We start from the raw sequence: 18,042 nt of genomic DNA, 5'->3' as shown, positions 1-18,042 counted from the left end.
GTTCCGGACTCGGGGGGATGCATTGGGGGAGTTTATCGGGACGCGCGCGCCACCGGGGCAGCCGACGGGCGGCTAACGGGGCAGCTTCACCGAGATCAGCTCGACCTGGCTTTCGCCGTGCGGCGTCGAGTATGTGATGGTGTCGCCCGCCTTGTGCCCGGCCAGCGCCTGCCCGAGCGGGCTGTGCGCGGTAAGCGTCTCGGCCTCGCGGCCGGCGGGCGTCTCCTCGACGATGGAGATGACGTGCATGGTGACGACTTCGCCGTCGGCGAACTGCAACGTCACCTCGGTGCCGCCGGGCAGCGTTTCGTCCCCGTCGAAATGCGACGGACCGGCCCGCAGCTGCCGGTCCAACTCGTTGATGCGATCGCCGAGCACCACCAGTTCCTCGGCCCGCTGAATCGCCTCCGCCGCGTCGCCGTGGTCGCCGACCATGCCGCGGTCGTTCTTGACCTCGGCCTCGAGAAGTTCGCGCCGCTGTCGTAGCCGGTTCACCTCCGCGGCGAGGTTCTCCCGCGCCGCATCGGCCGCTGATTGGACCTTCTTGCCCACGTCGGTGAACCTTTCGCCCAGTTTGCTCGGGGTGGCGTACCAGTGTCGCACCACGGGATAGCAGCCACCATTATTCATGAAGCGCGTACACCCGTTTCCGAACCGGAATCCTCGCAGTTCGCCGGCGCCGCCGAATTGTCCGGTCAGGGGCCGGTCGACCGGGGCGCTGCGCAGCTCCCCGCCGCGAAGTGACACCAAGTTTGGCGAAGACGCGGTCAGGTGCCACTCCACGGTTCGTGGGCTGATGAAGAGCTGTGCGCCGATCTCGGAGTTGGTGTAGCAGTCGCGGGCCAGCCCGGGCAATGTGGAGCTCCTGGCCGGTCAGCGGCGAGCTATCGCCTTTCGCTGGCTGCGCACCTTCTCGCCAGTGGCCCGCAGTTCGCGCACGCCGATGATGCTGTCTAGCCCCTGATCGCTGAGCCGCCCGGGGACCAGCGCGGTCAGCAGCGCCCGCGCGTCGAAGTCGGACAGACAGCGCAGCTTGAACTCCGGGCAGCTCGTCGAGGGGATGGATGCCGTACAGGGTGGCGAACAGCATGACCACCCGGTCCGCCAAAAGCCGGCGCGCCGTCAAGCCGAACGCCTGCATGGAGGCCCGGTCGACCCCGTGTGCGTCGTCGATCACGCAGATCGTCGGTTGCTCCGCGCCCGCTCTTGTTCGGACAAGAAGCGCTGCGAGGCGCTGATGATCCTTTCGGTGTCGTTGCCGACCATGAACGAGATTACCGCCCGCACGTTGAGCGTGATTCCCTGTTGAGTGACACACTTTTCGGCCACTTCGGATTCGCACATGGCGAGGGTCAGGAAGCGTGTCTTACGGAAGAACGAGATGACGAACGCACCGTGTGTCCGGTGACGACCCGGAAGGGGGCGTTCCCTTGGCCCGGCCGCCGGAGATCAGCAGTGCCTCGTCGGGAGCGGGCACCTTGTAACCGAGCATTCTTGAATTCCTTTCGGTTGTGTTGTGCAGCAGCGGGTTTCACTCGCCGTCTGGGTCGGACCAGGTATTGTTGCGTCTGCCAGGGTTCGACGACGACGGTTCGCCCGCCACGGATTTCGACCACCCGGACCTGGCTGTCCTTGGGCAGCGGATCGTCGGACCAGGCCAGGAAGGTCTCCTTGGCACCCCGTACGGTCACCAGCACCTCGCCGGGACCGCGGTCACCGCGTGTCGCCACGACGATCGTCCCCACACAACCGATTGCCGCGGCATCGCTCACGATCGCATGGTCCCTCATCGAGGGGTTCCGGCGCCGAGTTTCGGTGTCTTTGCCCGCCCCGAGAGGCGCCGCGATCTGTTCGCCGCCGAACAGCCTGAGCATCGCGATCCCTTCGCCGCCGACCGGTACCTGGTTAGCACAGCGTCGAAGGAGTGCCTTGACGGATCCTCAAAGGATTCTTGGCGCGGTGTGTGGCGCCTGGACGGCTAGACCCAGTAGGGGACCCGGGCGCGGTATTGCCGCATCGCGAATGCCGCCAGCAGCCAGCCGACGACGGTCAGCATCAGCACCACCGCCCAGTGCCGCAGCTCCTGGTGGGCGCCCAGCAATGGCGCCCGCACGATGTCCAGATAGTGCAGCAGCGGGTCGAGTTCGATGATGCTCGACCAGCGTCCGGCGCCCTGCTGTCGCAACGTGTCGTCGTTCCAGATGATCGGTGTCATGAAGAACAGCAGCTGCACGACCGAAAACAGCAGCGGACCGATGTCGCGGTAGCGGGTCGCCAGGATGCCGAAACACAGGGACACCCAGATGCAGTTGAGCACAATCAGCCCGAGCGCCGGGATCACCGAAAGGTCAGCCCACGACCGAGGTTTGGGAAAGATCGCTGCCACGACGGAGTAGATGACGATGTTATGAGCGAACAGGATCATCTGCCGCCACACCAGCCGGTAGACGTGCACGCTCAACGGCGTCGGCAACTGCTTGATCAGTCCCTCGTTGGCGACGAAGACGTCGGCGCCCTCCAGGATGGCCGCGTTGATCAGGTTCCAGATGATCAGCCCGAGGGTGACATAGGGCAGGTGCACCGACAAGTCCAGGTGAAACAGCTTCGAGTACAACCCGCCCATCGCCACAGCCGTGGTGCCGGTCGCGATGGTGATCCAGAACGGCCCCAGCACCGATCGGCGGTAGCGCTGCTTGATGTCCTGCCAACCCAGATGCAGCCACAGCTCGTGCCGGCGGAAGCCGGAGACCAAGTCGCCCCAGGCCCGGGCGAACGTCCGCGACTGAGCGGCGGCGTCGATGAATGTCATGATCCTCCCGGCGTGCCGAATTGTTCGCGACGGCCCATGCGGCGTAGCCTAATCCACTCCAGCATACCCTTGGGGTCGCGGCGGGATATTAAGAAGAACCAGCCGAACCGCAGCCACTCCTGGACGAGTAGCTTCCGTAGGCCCGGCTGCGCCAGCAGATAGCCGCGATTGCGGTAGGTGTAGAACCGCTTCATCGCATTGTCGGGGTACTGGGTGTGCATGCGGCCACCCAGAATGGGCCGGAACTCGTCGGACCCACACGGGTGCAGATAGACGGCGTTCAGGCAGGTGCCGAACGGCAGGCCCGAGTGCACCAGCCGCCGGTGCAGCTCCACCTCGTCGCCGCGGATGAACAGCCGCATGTCGGGGACCCCGACGGCGTCCAAGGTCGACGCCCGGAACAGCGCGCCGTTGAACAGCGACGCGATGCCGGGCAGCAAGTCTTGTCCCGGTTCGGTGCGCAATTCGCCTGCGCGCCTGCGCCATACCACGCCGCGGCGCAACGGGAACGCCAGCCGTTCCGGGTCGTCCAGGTTGCATACCATCGGTGACACCTCGGCCAGGCCGTGTTTCTCGGCGCAGTCCAGCAGCGTGGCCAGCACCCGGGAGTCCTGCGGGCGGCCGTCGTCGTCGGCAAGCCACACCCAGTCGGCGCCCTGTGCTAGCGCGTGCAAAATGCCGAGCGCGAAACCGCCTGCGCCGCCCAAATTTCGGCGTGAGGGCAGATATGTGGTCGAGATAGGTTGGGCGGAAACCAGTTCAGCTACACGACTGTCCGCGGCGCCCTCGTTGTCGACGACGATCAGGTGATCGGGCAGCCGGGTTTGAGTGCTGAGCATGTCCAGCGACTTGGCGAGTTCGTCGGGTCGCCGGTGGGTGACCACGACGGCGAAGATGGATTCACTCATCCCCGGAAGCGTTTTGCGCCAGCGGTCGGTCGGCCTGGTTTTGCATGCGTGTCTCTTCGAGCACCTCGCGGACGTGGCGTGCCGCGTCCTCACCCTCGTAGGCGCGCACCACGTCTTCGATGCTGCCCGACTGGCGGATGCTGCCGTGGTCGATCCACATCGCCGTCTTGCACAGCCGGGCCAGGAATTCGTTGGAATGGCTGGCGAAAACCAGGATCCCAGAACGCTCCACCAGACTCTGCAGCCGCGACTGGGCCTTTTTCAAAAACTCGGCGTCCACCGCGCCGATGCCCTCGTCGAGCAGCAGGATCTCCGGGTCGATGCTGGTGACCACGCCCATTGCTAGCCGGACCCGCATACCGGTGGAGTAGGTGCGCAACGGCATCGACAGGTAATCGCCGAGTTCGGTGAACTCGGCGATCTCGTCGACCTTGGTCAGCATTTGCTTGCGGGTCTGCCCCAGAAACAAGCCGCGGATGATGATGTTCTCGTAACCGGAGATCTCCGGGTCCATGCCCACGCCGAGGTCGAACACCGGCGCGACGCGTCCGGTCACCTTCGCCCAGCCCCGGGTGGGCTCGTAGATGCCCGAAAGAAGCCGCAGCAGTGTCGATTTCCCGGCGCCGTTATGGCCGACCAGGCCGACCCGGTCACCCAGCTCGAGCGACATGGTGATGTCCCGTAACGCCTCGACGACGACGACGTTGGAATTGTTGCGCCCGATCGTCCCGCCCGCCTTACCGAGGAAGGCCTTCTTCAACGAGCGCGACTTGGCGTCGAAAATGGGGAATTCCACCCACGCGTTGCTGGTCTCGATATGCGGACCGCCCGGACCGGACACTGTTACCTGCTCTTACAGGTACTGCCCGGTGCCCGAGCCGTGTCCGTGGCCCGTGCGGCCGATGCCGGGCGGCAGCGCGCCTTGGCGCATCTGCTCGAGCTGCGCGCGGGCCGCCATCTGCTGGGCGAACAACGCGGTCTGGATGCCGTGGAACAGTCCCTCCAGCCACCCGACGAGTTGCGCCTGCGCGATGCGCAATTCGGCGTCGGATGGTTCGGAGTCCTCGTTGAACGGCAGCGTCAGGCGGTCGAGCTCCTCGCGAAGCTCGGGCGCCAACCCGTCTTCCAGCTCGCGGATGCTGGTGGCGTGGATGTCGCGCAGCCGCTTGCGGCTGGCTTCGTCGAGCGGTGCCGCGCGCACCTCTTCAAGCAGTTGCTTGATCATGGTCCCGATGCGCATCACCTTGGCCGGCTGCTCGACCAGGTCAGTCAGCGAGCGCTCCTCGGAGTCTTCGTCGTCGGCGTCCTGGCGTATCGCCATGATGCGCGGATCGACGCCACCGATGATTTCGACACCGTCGGAGTCCGGGCTATCGTTGCCGTTACTCAATCCGGTCACCATCCTCGTGTGCTTCTAGTGGTGGGGCTGGTCGGCATCTCCACGCCATTCATAGATCTTGGCCCCACCGTTGTCGTAGATCAGCGCCCACGACTTCGATTTTTCCAGCGACACTAGTCCGTCCGGTACGACGAACCCGCGAACCGTCGGTGTGCTAGTGAGGATGTACCGAATATTGAGGGCTTTAATAGCCTCGACCGCTCTGGGATCGGAAATGCCGCGGCGGGCGAACGCCCAGAAGTTGTACCGCTGCGGGCCCGGGCCCATCTGTTGCGGATAGTCGTAGTGTGTCCAGAGCGGATGCAGGTCGGCCACGGCATACATCCAGGCGGTGCCGTCGGTGTTGGCGTTTCCAATCAGCGTGCTACGTGCGCCGGGCAACGTGGACAGATAGGCCATCGCCATCAGGTCGCGCTGGTCGATCATCACCGAGTCGTACTTGTCACCCATCAGCCATAGGTGTCGATAGAAGTAATGCCGGGCGATGAACACGGTGGACAGCACCAGCAGCACCGCGGTCGCCGCCACCCAGGGTGGTTCGGTGCGCTTCTCGGTTGTGGCGGACGGTCGGACGCGTTCGGTGACCCGCCGGGCGCCGGCCGCCAGCGTGACGACGATCGCGAACAGCCCCACCCCGGCCATAGGTTCCAGCAGCAGCGTGATCGCCGCGGAGATGCGGCGCGGGTCCTTGTAGAAGAACTCCCCGATCCCCCCGGCCAGCGTGCCGGTCACGCCGCGCACCGGGGTGCCGGCATCGACGCCGACCAGGACCAGCAGCAGCCACACCACCAGCGGCCACCAGACTTTTTTTACGAGGAAGATGACACCGCCGATCGCCGTCAGGGCGGCCAGGCCGTACTGGACCGGAAAGTCATTGAGGTGGCGGGAGCGTTGGAAGATCATGTCGAAAAAGCCGCGCTTCATGCTCAGGTGGGTGAGGAATGAATGCCCGGCGATGATGTCTTTCTGCTGCTGGAGGCTGATGAACTGCGGTAACAGGATCAGGCCGGCCACCACCACGACGCCGGCCAGGATCAGGGCATCGGCCACTCTGCGCCGCACCGGATGCCACAGCGCGTCCATGGCCCACCACGCCAACAGGAAAAGCACGGCGATGAAGCCGCCGGTGATGTGTACCGACATGACGCCCACCATCGCCAGAACGGCGGTGGGGATGCGGTCGCGGTGCCGCAGCGTCGAGGTGATCAACACGAATGTCGGCACAGCGACGCCGTAGGCCGCCAGGTTGGGCATCGCCGCGACGCCGAACTCGACGTAAGGGAGCGCGGTGAACGACGCCGACAGCGCGGCCGCGGTGGCCGCCACTCCCACGGTACGCCACTCGGTGGTGCGCGGCCGCCGCAGATGCCAGGTCAGCATCGCCGCGCTGGTCGGGAACAGCCAGACGGCCGCGGCCACGGAGTTCAGCGTGTACGCGGTGGTCGGCGCCGCCCCGGTGAGCTGGCAGAACACGGCGGTCAACGCGTGGAACACGGAGGGGTAGTACAGCAGGTGGTGGGTTTCGACGTTGCGCAGCTCACCCATGTGCGTCGAGGACGCCTGGCCGGTGTCGAGAATGAACCGGACTTCGTTGGCGTGCCAGACTGCGTCCCAGGTGCTCGGGATGGTCTGCCAATGTGCCGCCAGTCCGCGATACGCAGCCCACATAACGAGCAGCGCGCCGAGCAGGACACCGGCCGCGACCGCCAGCGCCGGCCAGCCCCCGATCCCGCGGGCCTCGGCCTCGGCGTCGCGGTAGCGCCTGAGCGCCAGCTGCAATCCCGTCATCGCGACGCACACGACGGCCAGTGCGGCGAGCGCCGTCCAGCCGTTCCAAGGGATTCCGACCGCGCCGAAGGGAATGATTGTCAGCGCGACCACGCCGTAGGTCAGCGCGGGGCCCACCGCGACCGCGATCGGCCACGTCAGCTGGGCTATCCGCGCGATGATGGCACCCGGGGCGATCAGCAAGAACAGCGCGATCAGCGTTCCGATCCAGAGCCCCACTGGACTAGTATGGCTGCCCGGGTGACCTGGCTCGGGAGGCCACGTCTGGCTTGACCCGTCGCAGCACCCGCAACCGTCACAGTCTCGCGGGATTGCGAAAGCTCTAAGGTGGCTGGCATGGCTTACGATGTCGCCCGGGTGCGCGGACTGCATCCATCGCTGGGTGACGGGTGGGTCCACTTCGACGCTCCGGCCGGAATGCTGATTCCCGATTCCGTGGCGACCACCGTTTCCACCGCTTTCCGCCGGTCGGCTGCCACGACCGTGGGGGCGCACCCCTCGGCGCAGCGCAGCGCGGCGGTGTTGAACGCGGCCCGGGCCGCGGTGGCCGATCTGTTCAACGCTGACCCGGCGGGAGTGGTGCTGGGCGCGGATCGCGCGATCCTGCTGTCCTCGCTGGCCGAGGCGTCGTCCTCGCGGGCCGGCCTGGGGTACGAGGTGGTGGTCAGCCGGCTGGACGACGAGGCCAACATCGCGCCGTGGCTGCGGGCGGCTCACCGCTATGGCGCCAAAGTGAAGTGGGCAGAGGTCGACATCGAGACCGGTGAGCTGCCGACGTGGCAGTGGGAGAGCTTGGTCGGGAAATCCACCCGGTTGATCGCGGTCACGTCGGCGTCGGGGACGCTGGGCACCGTCACCGAGCTGCGGGCGCTGACCAAGCTGGTGCACGACGTCGGCGGGATGGTGATCGTGGACCATTCCGCGGCCGCGCCCTACCGGCTCCTCGACGTCAAGGAGACCGACGTCGATGTGGTGGCGGTGAACGCGCTCGCCTGGGGCGGGCCGCCGATCGGGGCGATCGTGTTCCGCGACCCGGCGCTGATCAACACGTTCAGCTCGGTGTCCACCGATATCACCGCCACCGGGTCGGCGCGTTTGGAGGTCGGGGCGCATCAGTACGGTCTGCTGGCCGGCGTGGTGGCCAGCATCGAATACCTTGCGGCGCTGGATGAGTCAGCGCGCGGCACCCGCCGTGAGCGGTTGTCGGTGTCGATGCAATCCGCGGCCGCGTACATGACCCGCATCTTCGACTATTTGATGATGTCGTTGCGGACGTTGCCGTTGGTGATGCTGATCGGTCGGACCGAGGTGCGGATCCCGGTGGTTAGTTTCGCGTTGCAGGGCGTGCCGGCCGAACGGGTCGTTCAACGCTTGGCGGACAACGGAATTCTGGCCGTGTCGAACGAGAGCTCACGCGTGCTCGACGCGCTGGGCGCCAACGAGGTCGGTGGCGCGGTGACCGTGGGGCTGGCGCATTACTCGACGATGGCCGAGGTCGACCAGTTGGTGCGCGCCCTGGCGTCGTTCGGCTAGCCGCGCCCGACAACGTTGACCGTGCAGCCACGGCGGCCGCGCCCGGCGTGGCCGCCGCATCCTCACACTGAAAACTTTAGCGGCACACTGAAATCCGCGTCGCTTAGGCGGTCAGCACGATCTTGCCGTGGACGTCGCCGGCCACCAGGCTGCGATGGGCGTCGCCGGCATGCTGAATCGGCATCCGCGCGCCGATGATCGGCCGTACCCGACCGTCGGCGATCATCGGCCACAGCGACTCCGTCACCGCCGCAACGATTTCGCTTTTACTGTTGGGGCCGGTCACCGGTCGGGCCCGCAGCGTGGTTCCAATGATTCGCAGCCGTTTTGGCAGCAGCTTGCCGATGTTCAGCTCGGCCTTCAGCCCGCCCTGCATGCCGATGATGACCAATTGACCGTCGGTGGCCAGGGCGTCGAGATTGCGGTCCAGGTAGGAGGCGCCCATGATGTCGAAGATCACGTCGGCGCCGTCCGTCTCGCCACGAAGCCGCGCGACGAAGTCCTCTTCGCGATAGTTGATGGTGATCTCGGCGCCCAGGTCGCGGCAGATGTCGAGCTTGGCCGCCGAGCCCGCGGTGACCGCCACCCGCGCACCCAACGCCCGAGCGACCTGGATCGCGTGGGTGCCGATGCCACTGGCCCCGCCGTGCATCAGCAGCAGCTGGCTCTTGCTCAGATTAGCCGTTAGCACCAGATTCGACCACACCGTGCAGGCGACCTCGGGAAGCCCCGCGGCGTCCTCCAGCGTGACGCCGTCGGGAATCGGCAACACCTGCGCCGCGGGGACAATGACGTACTCGGCATACCCGCCACCGGCCAGCAACGCGCAAACCTCTTGCCCGACGGACCATTCCGTGACACCGGAACCCACTTCGGCGATGACTCCGGACACTTCCATGCCGATGATGTCGCTGGCGCCCGGCGGCGGCGGATACTTACCGGCGGTCTGCAGCACGTCGGCACGGTTGACCCCGGCCGCGGCGACCTTGATCAATACCTCGTCGGGACCCGCGGAGACGTCGGGGATTTCTTGCCAGATGAGTCGGTCGGATGACTCGGCGACGATAGCGCGCATGCGGGCCACGGTACTAGCCCCATTACCCTGGTCAGCGGTGGCGTGGCAGAGCGGCCTAATGCACTCGCCTTGAAAGCGAGAGACGGCAAAAACCGTCCGGGGGTTCAAATCCCTCCGCCACCGCAGTGATCAGCGGCGAGGCGGTTGACTCGTCGGTAAACGGCGAACGACGGCGCCGACACCGTCGGCAGGAGCGATGTGCACATCGGTGTACACCACCGCCGCGCCCCGCGAAATCGCCAGCAAAGGCAGCGCCTCGTCGGCGCGTCAGGGCGGGAGCAGGACCGTACTGGGGCCACGCAGCGGCGTCGGGGCGGCGGTCGTCACCGTCGCGTCGGTGACGCGGTGGCGTCGCCGAGGAGCATCGTTTCGACCGCGCCCCCGCTCAGGGAGGTGCAGACCGCGCCGAGGCCCTGACCGCCAATCTTGAGCGCCGGGCGACCTCGTCGCTGCGGCCGATCGCCCGTCCACACTGTCGTCGACGAACGGCCACTGGCCCTCACCCGGTCGGAATCACGGCGGCGATGGCGTTCATCAGCGCGACGTGCCGGCGGTTCTCTGGGTCGTGGCCGGGTTTGCCGCTGCTGATCAGGCCGGCGGCGAGGCTACGCTGCGGATCGGCCCAGATCGCGACGTTGACCAGTCCGAGGTGGCCGAATGCGGCCGGTGCGTTACGCCCGAATGGGCCGAACCTGTTGGTGCCCAATATGAATCCGGTGGACCAGCGCGCGGGCATCAAGCCGACCGCGAAATCCGGCCGCAACCGCCGGCTTTCGGTCGTGGCGGCGCGCACCGTTTCCCGCCGCATCACCCGAACGCCATCGAGCTCGCCTCCGCGACGCCATATTTCGGCGAAGCGGGACAGCTCGTTGGCGGTCGAGACAGTGTTCGACGACGGAATCACCGTGGTCAGGAAGAACGGGGTGTTGGTCACCGGTATCATTTCGTGCATGGTTCCGCCGATGGCCTTGCGGAATATCTGTGCGATGAGCGGAGTCAACGGCCGACCGGTCGCGTGACTCGGCGCGACGAGCGCGAGGTCCTCTTTGTCGACACCGAAGTTGGTCCAGCGGAAGCCCAGGGGGTCGAGGATCTCGGCGGCCAGGATCTCGCGAATGTCCTTGCCGGTGGCCGCGTAGACGATCTCGCGCATCAGCGGTCCCCAGGTCAGCGCGTGGTAGATGTGCACCAGGCCCGGGCGGTACAGCGGACGCAAGTTGCTGAGCATGTTCTGGGCGTATTCATGATCGTCGGTCCGCTTGAGGTCCGGCTTCGGCCCGGTGAGAAACGGCAGTCCGGCGCTGTGGGTCATCACATGGCGGATCGTGATGCGGTCCTTGCCGTGGCTGGTGAAGTTGGGCAGGTACTCGCAGACGCGGTCGTCGAGCGAGAAAACGCCGCGTTCGACGAGCATGTGCACCATGGTCGCGGTGATGCCCTTGGCCGCCGAATACACGCAAAACGGTGTGTCGGTGGTGACCGGGATCTTGTCGGCGTCCGGTGCATCGGTGGGCGCGTTGCCCCACCCGTGGCCGATCGCGCGGTTGAGCACGACGCGCCCACGGTGCCGGATGCACAGCTGGATGGCCGGATGCATGCCCGCCCGGTACCAGTGGCGGGCGGCCTGCCAAATGCGTTCGAAGGCGGCGGGGTCGGTACCGGAGTGGTCTTCGTCGCCGACGGAGGTGACCGCGTCCAGGTCAGCCGGGACGTGGATCTTCCCGTCGGGCGTCAGCTGTCCGTCTGGAGTCTCGGGAGTCTCTGGAGTCCTTGTCGCCACCCCAGCGAGGATACGTGGCGTCGGGCTACTCCCCGGTGAACTGGGGCGTGCGTTTGGCAAACGTCGCCGAGATGCCCTCGGTCAGGTCCTTGGACGGCAGGAACGCCGCATTCCAGGCCGCGACGTAGCGCAGGCTCTCGGCGACCGCGGCTGTACGCTGCTGGTCCAGGACGTCCTTGATGCCGTGCACCGTCAGCGGCGGGTTGGCGGCGATCTCCGCGGCGGTGGCATGGGCGGCGGCCAGCGTCGCCTCGGCGTCCTCGTAGACGTCGTTGACCAAGCCGATCTTCTCGGCGCGGGCGGCGTCGATGTCCTTGCCGGTCAGCGCCAGCTCGCGTAGGTGGCCATCGTTGAGGATCAGCGGCAGCCGGGCGAGGCTGCCGATGTCGGCGACGATGGCGAGCTTGACCTCCCGCACCGAGAACTTCGCGTCGGCGCTGGCGTAGCGGATGTCGACCGCGGAGATCAGGTCGACACCGCCGCCGATGCACCAGCCGTGCACCGACGCGATGGTGGGGGTGCGGCAGTCGGCGACCGCGGTGATCGCGGCCTGCATGCGCTTGACCTCGCGGTGGAACACCGCACGCGGCCCGGCGAGCGCGTCGCCGGACAGCAGCGGGGTGAACGAGCCGCCCATGGCCGGCACGTCCAGGCCGTAGCTGAAGTTCTTGCCGGAACCGGTCAGCACAATGGCCCGCACGTCAGGGTCGGAGTCCAGGTTTGCGAACAGTTCAGGCAGCTCCGACCAGAAGGCGGGTCCTATCGCGTTGCCCTTGCCCGGCCCGATCAGTGTCACCTGTGCGACCTGGTCTTTGATCTCGACAGTGACGGATTCGTATGTTTCGCCCATGTGGCAGACCGTAGTGTGGCAAACATGTCTCGTGATTTGCGACCCGGTCCTCGCTCACCGCCCGCGTACGAGCTGCACAGCGCCGAGGACACGTTGGGGATCCTGCGGCAAGTGCTGCACCCCATCGCCACCGACGATTTGGCCAAGCAAACACTGTGCACGGAATGCGACCTGTCCAGGCTGAACGAGCATCTGCTCAAGTCTATCAGCGGCATCGGCGGCATGGCCGATGCCGACATTCCGGCGCCCGACGCAACCGATTCGGTCGAGCGGCAGGTGACGCCGCGGCCCGGCCCGCCCTGGATGCCTGGCACCGCCGTGGCCTGGACGGCACCGTCAGTTTCGGCAAAACGAGTTGACCGCCCGGGCGGCATGCGGCATCTTCTCCATCGAATTTCTGGTGCACGCTTCGGATTACGCGGTCGCGGTGGGGCGCGAGATCGATGCCCCGCACCCGTTGGCCGAGTACGTGCTGGACCTCGCGCACACGGCGATCCGGCCGGAATTCCGTGGCCCCGCGGGGTTCGACGACCGGTCGAGGTGCCCGACGATGCCGGGGCGCTGGAGAAGCTCGTCGCGTTCACCGGTCGCAACCCGGCCGTCTAGCGGGTCAGCCGCGTACCGGGCGCTACACCCGTTCCAGATAGAAAATATGAAGTACCGGTCATGATCGAGCACACCCTTGCCGTTCATGATGCCTATCACCGCGGCGTCGTCGATCTTCTTGAAATGGTCGTGCACGGGCTGCCCGTCGTAAACCATCGTCGCGGTCACCTCACCGCGGAACTCTTCCAGCCACAGGCTGGCCTCGCCCTTGCCCATCTCGATGTTGGAGAACTTGTTTCCGTCGGTGTCCAAGCAGACCAGCGGCTGCACCTCGCGCGCGGACGTGAAGTCTTGCCGAACCAGCGAGCCTGCTGCAGCTGTCCGTTCATTTTGTGGCCGGTAACGAACTCGCCGCCCTGCCACTCGCCGATTATGTCGTCGATTCCAGGCTCACCCAGAACTCGTCGAGCTCGGCGTCGTCGATCGGGCCGCCGCGTTCTTTGAACTCGGTGAACTTCTTGCGGGCCAGGCTCATTCGTTACCCTTCCCCGTCGATCCAGTCGCGGACGAACGCCAGCAGGGCATCGTTCTCCTCCGGGGCGCCGATGGAGACGCGGACCCCGTCGTCGCCGTAGGGGCGAACCACTATCCCCGCGTTGGCGGCGCGCGCGGCGAAGTCGTGCGTCCGCGGGCCCAACGGCAACCAGACGAAGTTGGCCTGCGATAGCGGCAGGGTAAACCCGGCCGCGCGTAACTGGGCGCTCATCCGTGCCCGCTCGGCCACCAATGCGTCGGTGCGTGCCAGCAGCTCGTCGGCGGCGTCCAGCGAGGCGATGGCGGCGGCCTGCGAGATGCTCGTCACCGAGAACGGGACGTAGACCTGGTCCAGCGCGGTGATCACGTCGGGGTGCCCGACGGCGTAGCCCACGCGCAAGCCTGCCAGTCCGTAGGCCTTCGAAAACGTCCGCAGCACAACAACATTCGGGTGCGTACGGACCAAGCCCAGGCTGTCGGGCAACATGTCGTCGCGAATATACTCGACGTAGGCTTCGTCGAGCGCGATCACAATGTGCGGCGGGACGGCCTCGATGAAGCGCCTTAACGCGTCCGGGTCGACGACCGTGGACGTCGGGTTGTTGGGGTTGCAGACGAAGATCAGCCGGGTGCGTTTGGTGACCGCGGCCAGCATCGCGTAGAGGTCGAAGGTGTGGTTGGTCAGCGGCACCTTGACCGCGACCGCGCCGGCGACCTGGACCAGCGGCGGGTAGAGCTCGAAGCTGCGCCAGCCGAGGACCACCTCGTCGCCGGCCGAGGCGGTGATCTGAACCAGCTGTTGGCACAGGCTGACCGAGCCGGCGCCGACGGCGACGTGGTCGGGTTCGAAGCCCGAGCCGAGATACTTGGCGAGTGCGGCCTTGAGGTGGACGCAGCCGTTGTCGGGGTAGCGGTTGACGAGGTCGGTCGCTTGCTCGATCGCGGCGCGAACACTGGGCAGCGGGCCGAATACCGTTTCATTGCTGGCCAGTTTAATCGAGCCCGGCACGGTCTTACCAGGCACGAAAACCGGCAGCCCGGCCAGCTCAGGCCGTAGGCGGGCAGGCACTTCGACAGCATATGTCGCGGCTGTGTACGCTATGCCTCCGGCGGTTCCGGGACGCCCGCCATGCGTCCGGTACACCCTCAGAAAGTCCAAGGGAGGCGTGCCAGAGCGGCCGAATGGGGCTCACTGCTAATGAGTTGTCCCCTCAAAGGGACCGGAGGTTCAAATCCTCTCGCCTCCGCTGAGTCCTTTCGAGGACGCACAACTGAGGAACCGGCGCCCGTAGCTCAACGGATAGAGCATCTGACTACGGATCAGAAGGTTAGGGGTTCGAATCCCTTCGGGCGCGCTTTCTACCAGCGAATATGCCGCTTAGCACGACTTGGTCGGACAGTAGATGGCGACCGCGGTTGTTGACGAACACCACCGATTCGGTGAAAGTCATTCCCTCCCGGGTGAAGCGGTTGGCAAGCTCGGTCAGGGGTCCGGCTTCGGCCGCGCGGGCGCACGCCTCGTGGGCGTCCCTGACCAGTCCGGCCCCGCCGTCGGCGGGCACGCTGCCGTGGCAGGGTGGTCATGACCGCGATTAACCGCTCGTCGGCGCCTTGGGTGTCGAGCCTTGCGACGCGGTTCCCGGTGGCCTACCGGCCGTGCTGTACGGCGACAGGATCACCGTCGGCTTGGTCACGAGTAGCAAGTCGCCAACGAAGGCGATCACCAGGAACGTGCCCGCGATCACCACGCCGGAAAAGCCTCCGGTGGTGACCTTGTGCCGTGGGCTGCGGAACTCCCCTGCCTCAGGCTCGGCGCCCGCAGCGTCCGCGTCGCGTGATCGTGTGCGGCGGGCATCGTTTGGCGCGCGAAATTCATCGTCGACTTCCCCCGCTGACTCGAATGCTTTCAGCCGCGGCCAGCCCGACAGCACGCGGTTGAATACGGCGAGAGTGTAGTCCGACGACGTTCGCCGCGGGGCCGGTTCTTGCGATTTATGCACCTGCTTGACGCGCGTTTATTCCGCGCGCGGGGCGTTGCCTGCGGCGTTCCGTTCGCCTGGAGTGTCCGGCATTGGCCCGATCGTGGCGATCATCGGAACTCGCAGCGTCTTACCGCCGGCGATTGGCAGGTGGACCGAGAAGAAGACGATCTTCAACTCCAGGCTCACTTGCCGCATCGGCTGGGCATACAGGTCAAAGCGCATGTCTCGCAACCGCGCCAGGCCGCGTTCGAACTGACTCATGGCGTCGACCCTAGTTGCTTGTCTTCCGCGCGCGCCATGGGCGCTGTTCGGACGGCGCGGCCCGCGCCGTCACTGGTTGCCGATGTAGGTCCACCCGTTCGAACAGGTGCACCGTTCCCGCGTGTAGTTTATCGCCAACTTCCTTCTCGGCCTTGCCCGCGCACGCGCGCGCCAGCGTCCCCTCGATGACGATGCCCAGCTTGAAACACGCCAGCACGGTGTACCAGGTGATCTGCGACAGGTCCCGGGTGGTGTTGGCGGCGTAGCGTTCCACGAGCTCGTCGGTGCTGGACAACCCGTCCTGCCCGCCGAGGGCGTGGCTGAACACGCTGGATCCGTCCGGCTGACGCCAGGTGGCCAGCAGCCAGCCCAGGTCCAGAAGCGGGTCACCGATGGTGCACATCTCCTAGTCGACGATCGCGACGACGTCCGGCCCGGTGGGAGAACATGACGTTGGCGGCGTGATAGTCGTCGTGCATGATGTCCGGTATCCACGTCGCCGGGCGGTGACGTTCGAGCCAGGAGGACACCTCATCGATGCCCGGAATGTCGGGGCCGGGATAGCCGTCGTACTCGCTGTACGAGTCCAGCTCGGCGAGCCAGCGCGGCACCTGGCGTTCCAGGAGGCCCTCCGGCTTGCCGAAAATCGAGTCTTCGGCGTAATCGGCGACGATTGCGTCGAGGTCGCCGGCGACGACCGCGTGCACGTGGTGATCGAATACTTCCTGGGGCGTACGTGTCTATGGCACTCCTCGCCGAAACTGTTGACCGTCTGAGAATCAGCCTAGGCAACCACTGTCGCGACACCGGCGCTCGCCGAGCCTGGAAGAATAGTGAACGCAAACGACTATAAAAGTGGAGGACGGTATGCCGCGGACCGAGAACGATTCCTGGGACATCACGCAGGGGGCCACTGCGCTCGGCGTCGCGGCAGCCCGTGCCGCGGAGACCGAGAGCGATGACCCCCTCATCCGCGGCTCGTTCGCCCGCGTCTTCGTCGACGCCGTGGGCGAGGGGGTGTGGAGCCTCTACTCCGATCCTGCGCTGGTGGCCAAGGCGGTCGAGATCGAGCCGGACGTGCAGCGTCGGCTGCAGCTGATGGTCGACTTCATGGCGACCCGCACGGCGTTTTTCGGCGAGTTCTTTCTCGGCGCGGCCGAATCCGGTGTCCGGCAGGTGGTGATCCTGGCGTCCTGCCTGGACGCCCGCAGCTGGCGGCTGCCCTGGCCGGACGGCACCGTGGTCTATGAGCTGGACCAGCCAGCCCAAGGTCCTCAAGTTCAAGAACGAGACGTTGCGCGAGCACGGTGCGCACCCGACCGCGCGGCTGGTCAACACCGCCGTCGACCTGCGCCAGGATTGGCCGAAGGCGTTGCAGGAAGCCGGTTTTGATCCTTCGCAGCCGAGCGCCTGGTCTGCCGAGGGACTGATCCGGTATCTGTTGGCGCAGGCCTAGGACTTGTTGTTCGAGCGCATCATCGCGCTGAGCGCGCCGGGCAGCTGGATGTGCTCCAACGTTCCCGGGGAGGGATTCGCCGATCCGGAGAAGGTGCGCCGGCACCGTGAGGACATGGAGCGTGTGCGCTCGACGGCCGCCAAGCTGATCGCTGTCGAGGTCACCGATTTCGACGAGCTGTGGTATCCGGAATAGCGCACGCCGGTCGACAACTGGCTGGTTGAGCGTGGCTGGGACGTATTGTCGTTGAGCTTCCCGGAGCTGATGGCACTCTACGGGCGCAGCGTTCCGACGGGGTACGAGGACTCGATGTCGCCGACGCAGTTCATCTCCGCGCGCCTCCCGGCGTGAACACAATTCGCTGATCGCGGCCGGCGTCGGACCCGGATGGTGTCGACTCCGGCTAGCCTCAGTTTGCGAACCTCGAGTTCGTAACGGCCACTGCCGATTTCGGCGGCAGTCGTCGGTACTCTGGCCGTTGCGGCCCATCGCGTGCCACCGGACCGGATGGTCGGGCGGCGGCGCGCCCGGGGCCGATCGGTCCATCCCGAGCGGGTTTTTCTATTTCGGAAGTTTGCCGAGCCCAAGTTTAGACATAAGTCCAATGGGTATAGCTATGCCACGGGAATGTCTTCTCGAACACAACGGAGGTCACGATGCGTGGTCGCAGAATAATCGGCGCGACCGTTCTGGTGTGGCTGCTCATTGGGGTCTTCGCAGCTTGGCAACGCAGTTACTTTCAAAATCAAAATGAGGAAACCAACCGTATCACAGCAGGAACTCGCTTTAACTGTGGTGACGGGGCCGCTGAATTATGCGGGCGTCAATCCGAAAGTCAAGGATTGCCGCGTGCCGCAACCCAGTTCAAAATGCTAAGTCAACTAGTGTCACTCACGTAAAGGAAACTGTCATGATTGTCTTGGGCATCGTTCTGCTCATTCTTGGATATGTTTTAACCATTCCTTTGCTGTGGACGATCGGCATTATTCTGATCGTTATCGGGGCGGTGATGTGGGTGGTCGGTGCGGTGGGCCGCCCGGTTGCCGGCAGGCGGTACTGGTACTAGCCCCGCCGCGCGAAACGGCGCCTCACAGGACACACATAGGTAATGTCATAGCGGT

At 65.9% G+C, this 18,042-nt stretch carries 15 protein-coding genes, 3 tRNA genes and 6 pseudogenes; 9 read left to right on the top strand and 15 right to left on the bottom strand.

Annotated features, from left to right (window positions below; genetic code table 11):
• Positions 1-72: 72 nt before the first annotated feature.
• Positions 73-552: a GreA/GreB family elongation factor gene (locus tag FQ389_RS12935; protein WP_144208236.1), complete on the bottom strand. Its 480-nt coding sequence runs from the start codon at positions 550-552 to the stop codon at positions 73-75.
• A 481-nt stretch (positions 553-1,033) separates the two neighbouring features.
• Here FQ389_RS12935 and FQ389_RS18115 point away from each other — a divergent pair, with 481 nt between their 5' ends.
• On the top strand, positions 1,034-1,309 hold the full coding sequence (locus FQ389_RS18115; protein WP_260860738.1) for a hypothetical protein: 276 nt from the start codon (positions 1,034-1,036) through the stop codon (positions 1,307-1,309).
• Here the strand turns inward: FQ389_RS18115 and FQ389_RS12925 are convergent.
• The 6 genes and pseudogenes from FQ389_RS12925 to FQ389_RS12895 form a co-directional block, all read right to left on the bottom strand.
• Positions 1,201-1,492, bottom strand: a pseudogene (locus FQ389_RS12925) (flotillin); the annotation flags it as partial. The gene FQ389_RS18115 and the pseudogene FQ389_RS12925 sit on opposite strands and share 109 nt — an antisense overlap.
• A 486-nt stretch (positions 1,493-1,978) precedes the next feature.
• Positions 1,979-2,809 (bottom strand): galactan export ABC transporter permease subunit Wzm/RfbD, encoded by an 831-nt coding sequence (gene wzm, locus FQ389_RS12915; RefSeq protein ID WP_144208215.1) that lies wholly within the window; start codon positions 2,807-2,809, stop codon positions 1,979-1,981.
• Positions 2,806-3,717 carry a galactofuranosyltransferase GlfT1 gene (gene glfT1 / locus FQ389_RS12910; RefSeq protein WP_144208212.1) on the bottom strand — a complete coding sequence of 304 codons (912 nt, stop codon included), beginning with the start codon at positions 3,715-3,717 and terminating at the stop codon, positions 2,806-2,808. The genes wzm and glfT1 overlap by 4 nt, the downstream gene beginning before the upstream one ends.
• Positions 3,710-4,558 carry a galactan export ABC transporter ATP-binding subunit Wzt/RfbE gene (gene wzt, locus FQ389_RS12905; protein WP_144208209.1) on the bottom strand — a complete coding sequence of 283 codons (849 nt, stop codon included), beginning with the start codon at positions 4,556-4,558 and terminating at the stop codon, positions 3,710-3,712. Before wzt ends, glfT1 begins: the two co-directional genes overlap by 8 nt.
• 12 nt (positions 4,559-4,570) lie before the next feature.
• The gene (locus FQ389_RS12900; RefSeq protein ID WP_144208206.1) at positions 4,571-5,119 is read right to left on the bottom strand and encodes a bacterial proteasome activator family protein; all 549 of its coding nucleotides are present in this window, start codon (positions 5,117-5,119) and stop codon (positions 4,571-4,573) included.
• 12 nt (positions 5,120-5,131) lie between these two features.
• Positions 5,132-7,123, bottom strand: coding sequence for a DUF6541 family protein (locus tag FQ389_RS12895; RefSeq protein WP_186296409.1), 1,992 nt, complete (start codon positions 7,121-7,123; stop codon positions 5,132-5,134).
• 117 nt (positions 7,124-7,240) lie between these two features.
• Here FQ389_RS12895 and FQ389_RS12890 point away from each other — a divergent pair, with 117 nt between their 5' ends.
• Positions 7,241-8,437 carry a cysteine desulfurase-like protein gene (locus FQ389_RS12890; protein WP_144208203.1) on the top strand — a complete coding sequence of 399 codons (1,197 nt, stop codon included), beginning with the start codon at positions 7,241-7,243 and terminating at the stop codon, positions 8,435-8,437.
• Positions 8,438-8,540: 103 nt separating this feature from the next.
• On the opposite strand, the gene FQ389_RS12885 is transcribed toward FQ389_RS12890, so the two are convergent.
• The gene (locus FQ389_RS12885; RefSeq protein WP_144208200.1) at positions 8,541-9,512 is read right to left on the bottom strand and encodes an NAD(P)H-quinone oxidoreductase; all 972 of its coding nucleotides are present in this window, start codon (positions 9,510-9,512) and stop codon (positions 8,541-8,543) included.
• Between the two features lie 36 nt (positions 9,513-9,548).
• On the opposite strand from FQ389_RS12885, the gene FQ389_RS12880 reads away from it, so the two are divergent.
• Positions 9,549-9,635: transfer RNA gene (locus FQ389_RS12880), tRNA-Ser, on the top strand.
• A gap of 376 nt (positions 9,636-10,011) precedes the next feature.
• Here FQ389_RS12880 and lipE read toward each other — a convergent pair.
• The gene (lipE, locus tag FQ389_RS12875) at positions 10,012-11,247 is read right to left on the bottom strand and encodes a lipase LipE (protein WP_144208229.1); all 1,236 of its coding nucleotides are present in this window, start codon (positions 11,245-11,247) and stop codon (positions 10,012-10,014) included.
• Between the two features lie 70 nt (positions 11,248-11,317).
• Positions 11,318-12,142, bottom strand: a complete 825-nt coding sequence (locus FQ389_RS12870; RefSeq protein ID WP_144208197.1) for a crotonase/enoyl-CoA hydratase family protein — start codon at positions 12,140-12,142, stop codon at positions 11,318-11,320.
• A 24-nt stretch (positions 12,143-12,166) separates the two neighbouring features.
• On the opposite strand from FQ389_RS12870, the pseudogene FQ389_RS12865 reads away from it, so the two are divergent.
• Positions 12,167-12,748 (top strand): annotated as a pseudogene (locus FQ389_RS12865) (TIGR03086 family metal-binding protein).
• A 22-nt stretch (positions 12,749-12,770) separates the two neighbouring features.
• On the opposite strand, the pseudogene FQ389_RS12860 reads toward FQ389_RS12865, so the two are convergent.
• Together FQ389_RS12860 and FQ389_RS12855 are read right to left on the bottom strand one after the other, a co-directional pair.
• Positions 12,771-13,223, bottom strand: a pseudogene (locus FQ389_RS12860) (DUF4334 domain-containing protein).
• Between the two features lie 3 nt (positions 13,224-13,226).
• The gene (locus FQ389_RS12855) at positions 13,227-14,291 is read right to left on the bottom strand and encodes a pyridoxal phosphate-dependent aminotransferase (protein WP_144208194.1); all 1,065 of its coding nucleotides are present in this window, start codon (positions 14,289-14,291) and stop codon (positions 13,227-13,229) included.
• A 91-nt stretch (positions 14,292-14,382) separates the two neighbouring features.
• Here FQ389_RS12855 and FQ389_RS12850 point away from each other — a divergent pair.
• Positions 14,383-14,469: transfer RNA gene (locus tag FQ389_RS12850), tRNA-Ser, on the top strand.
• A 35-nt stretch (positions 14,470-14,504) separates the two neighbouring features.
• Positions 14,505-14,577 (top strand) — tRNA-Arg (locus FQ389_RS12845).
• A gap of 237 nt (positions 14,578-14,814) precedes the next feature.
• Here FQ389_RS12845 and FQ389_RS12840 read toward each other — a convergent pair.
• The 3 genes and pseudogenes from FQ389_RS12840 to FQ389_RS12830 form a co-directional block, all read right to left on the bottom strand.
• Positions 14,815-15,222: a hypothetical protein gene (locus tag FQ389_RS12840; protein ID WP_144208191.1), complete on the bottom strand. Its 408-nt coding sequence runs from the start codon at positions 15,220-15,222 to the stop codon at positions 14,815-14,817.
• 15 nt (positions 15,223-15,237) lie between these two features.
• The gene (locus FQ389_RS12835) at positions 15,238-15,465 is read right to left on the bottom strand and encodes a hypothetical protein (protein WP_144208188.1); all 228 of its coding nucleotides are present in this window, start codon (positions 15,463-15,465) and stop codon (positions 15,238-15,240) included.
• Positions 15,466-15,475: 10 nt separating this feature from the next.
• Positions 15,476-16,109: pseudogene (locus FQ389_RS12830) on the bottom strand (phosphotransferase family protein); the annotation flags it as partial.
• A 223-nt stretch (positions 16,110-16,332) separates the two neighbouring features.
• Between FQ389_RS12830 and FQ389_RS12825 the strand changes: the two are divergent.
• The 3 genes and pseudogenes from FQ389_RS12825 (at position 16,333) to FQ389_RS18110 (ending at position 17,987) form a co-directional block, all read left to right on the top strand.
• A pseudogene (locus FQ389_RS12825) lies at positions 16,333-17,272 on the top strand (SAM-dependent methyltransferase).
• A 305-nt stretch (positions 17,273-17,577) separates the two neighbouring features.
• Positions 17,578-17,797, top strand: a pseudogene (locus FQ389_RS12820) (hypothetical protein).
• Between the two features lie 34 nt (positions 17,798-17,831).
• The gene (locus tag FQ389_RS18110; RefSeq protein WP_186296407.1) at positions 17,832-17,987 is read left to right on the top strand and encodes a DUF6131 family protein; all 156 of its coding nucleotides are present in this window, start codon (positions 17,832-17,834) and stop codon (positions 17,985-17,987) included.
• Positions 17,988-18,042: the final 55 nt, after the last annotated feature.

The sequence above is a fragment of the Mycobacterium tilburgii genome, from assembly GCF_902168065.1.
Taxonomy (GTDB): domain Bacteria; phylum Actinomycetota; class Actinomycetes; order Mycobacteriales; family Mycobacteriaceae; genus Mycobacterium; species Mycobacterium tilburgii.
The sequence above is the reverse complement of the archived record's forward strand: the minus strand, read 5'-3'. Positions and strand labels throughout refer to the sequence as shown.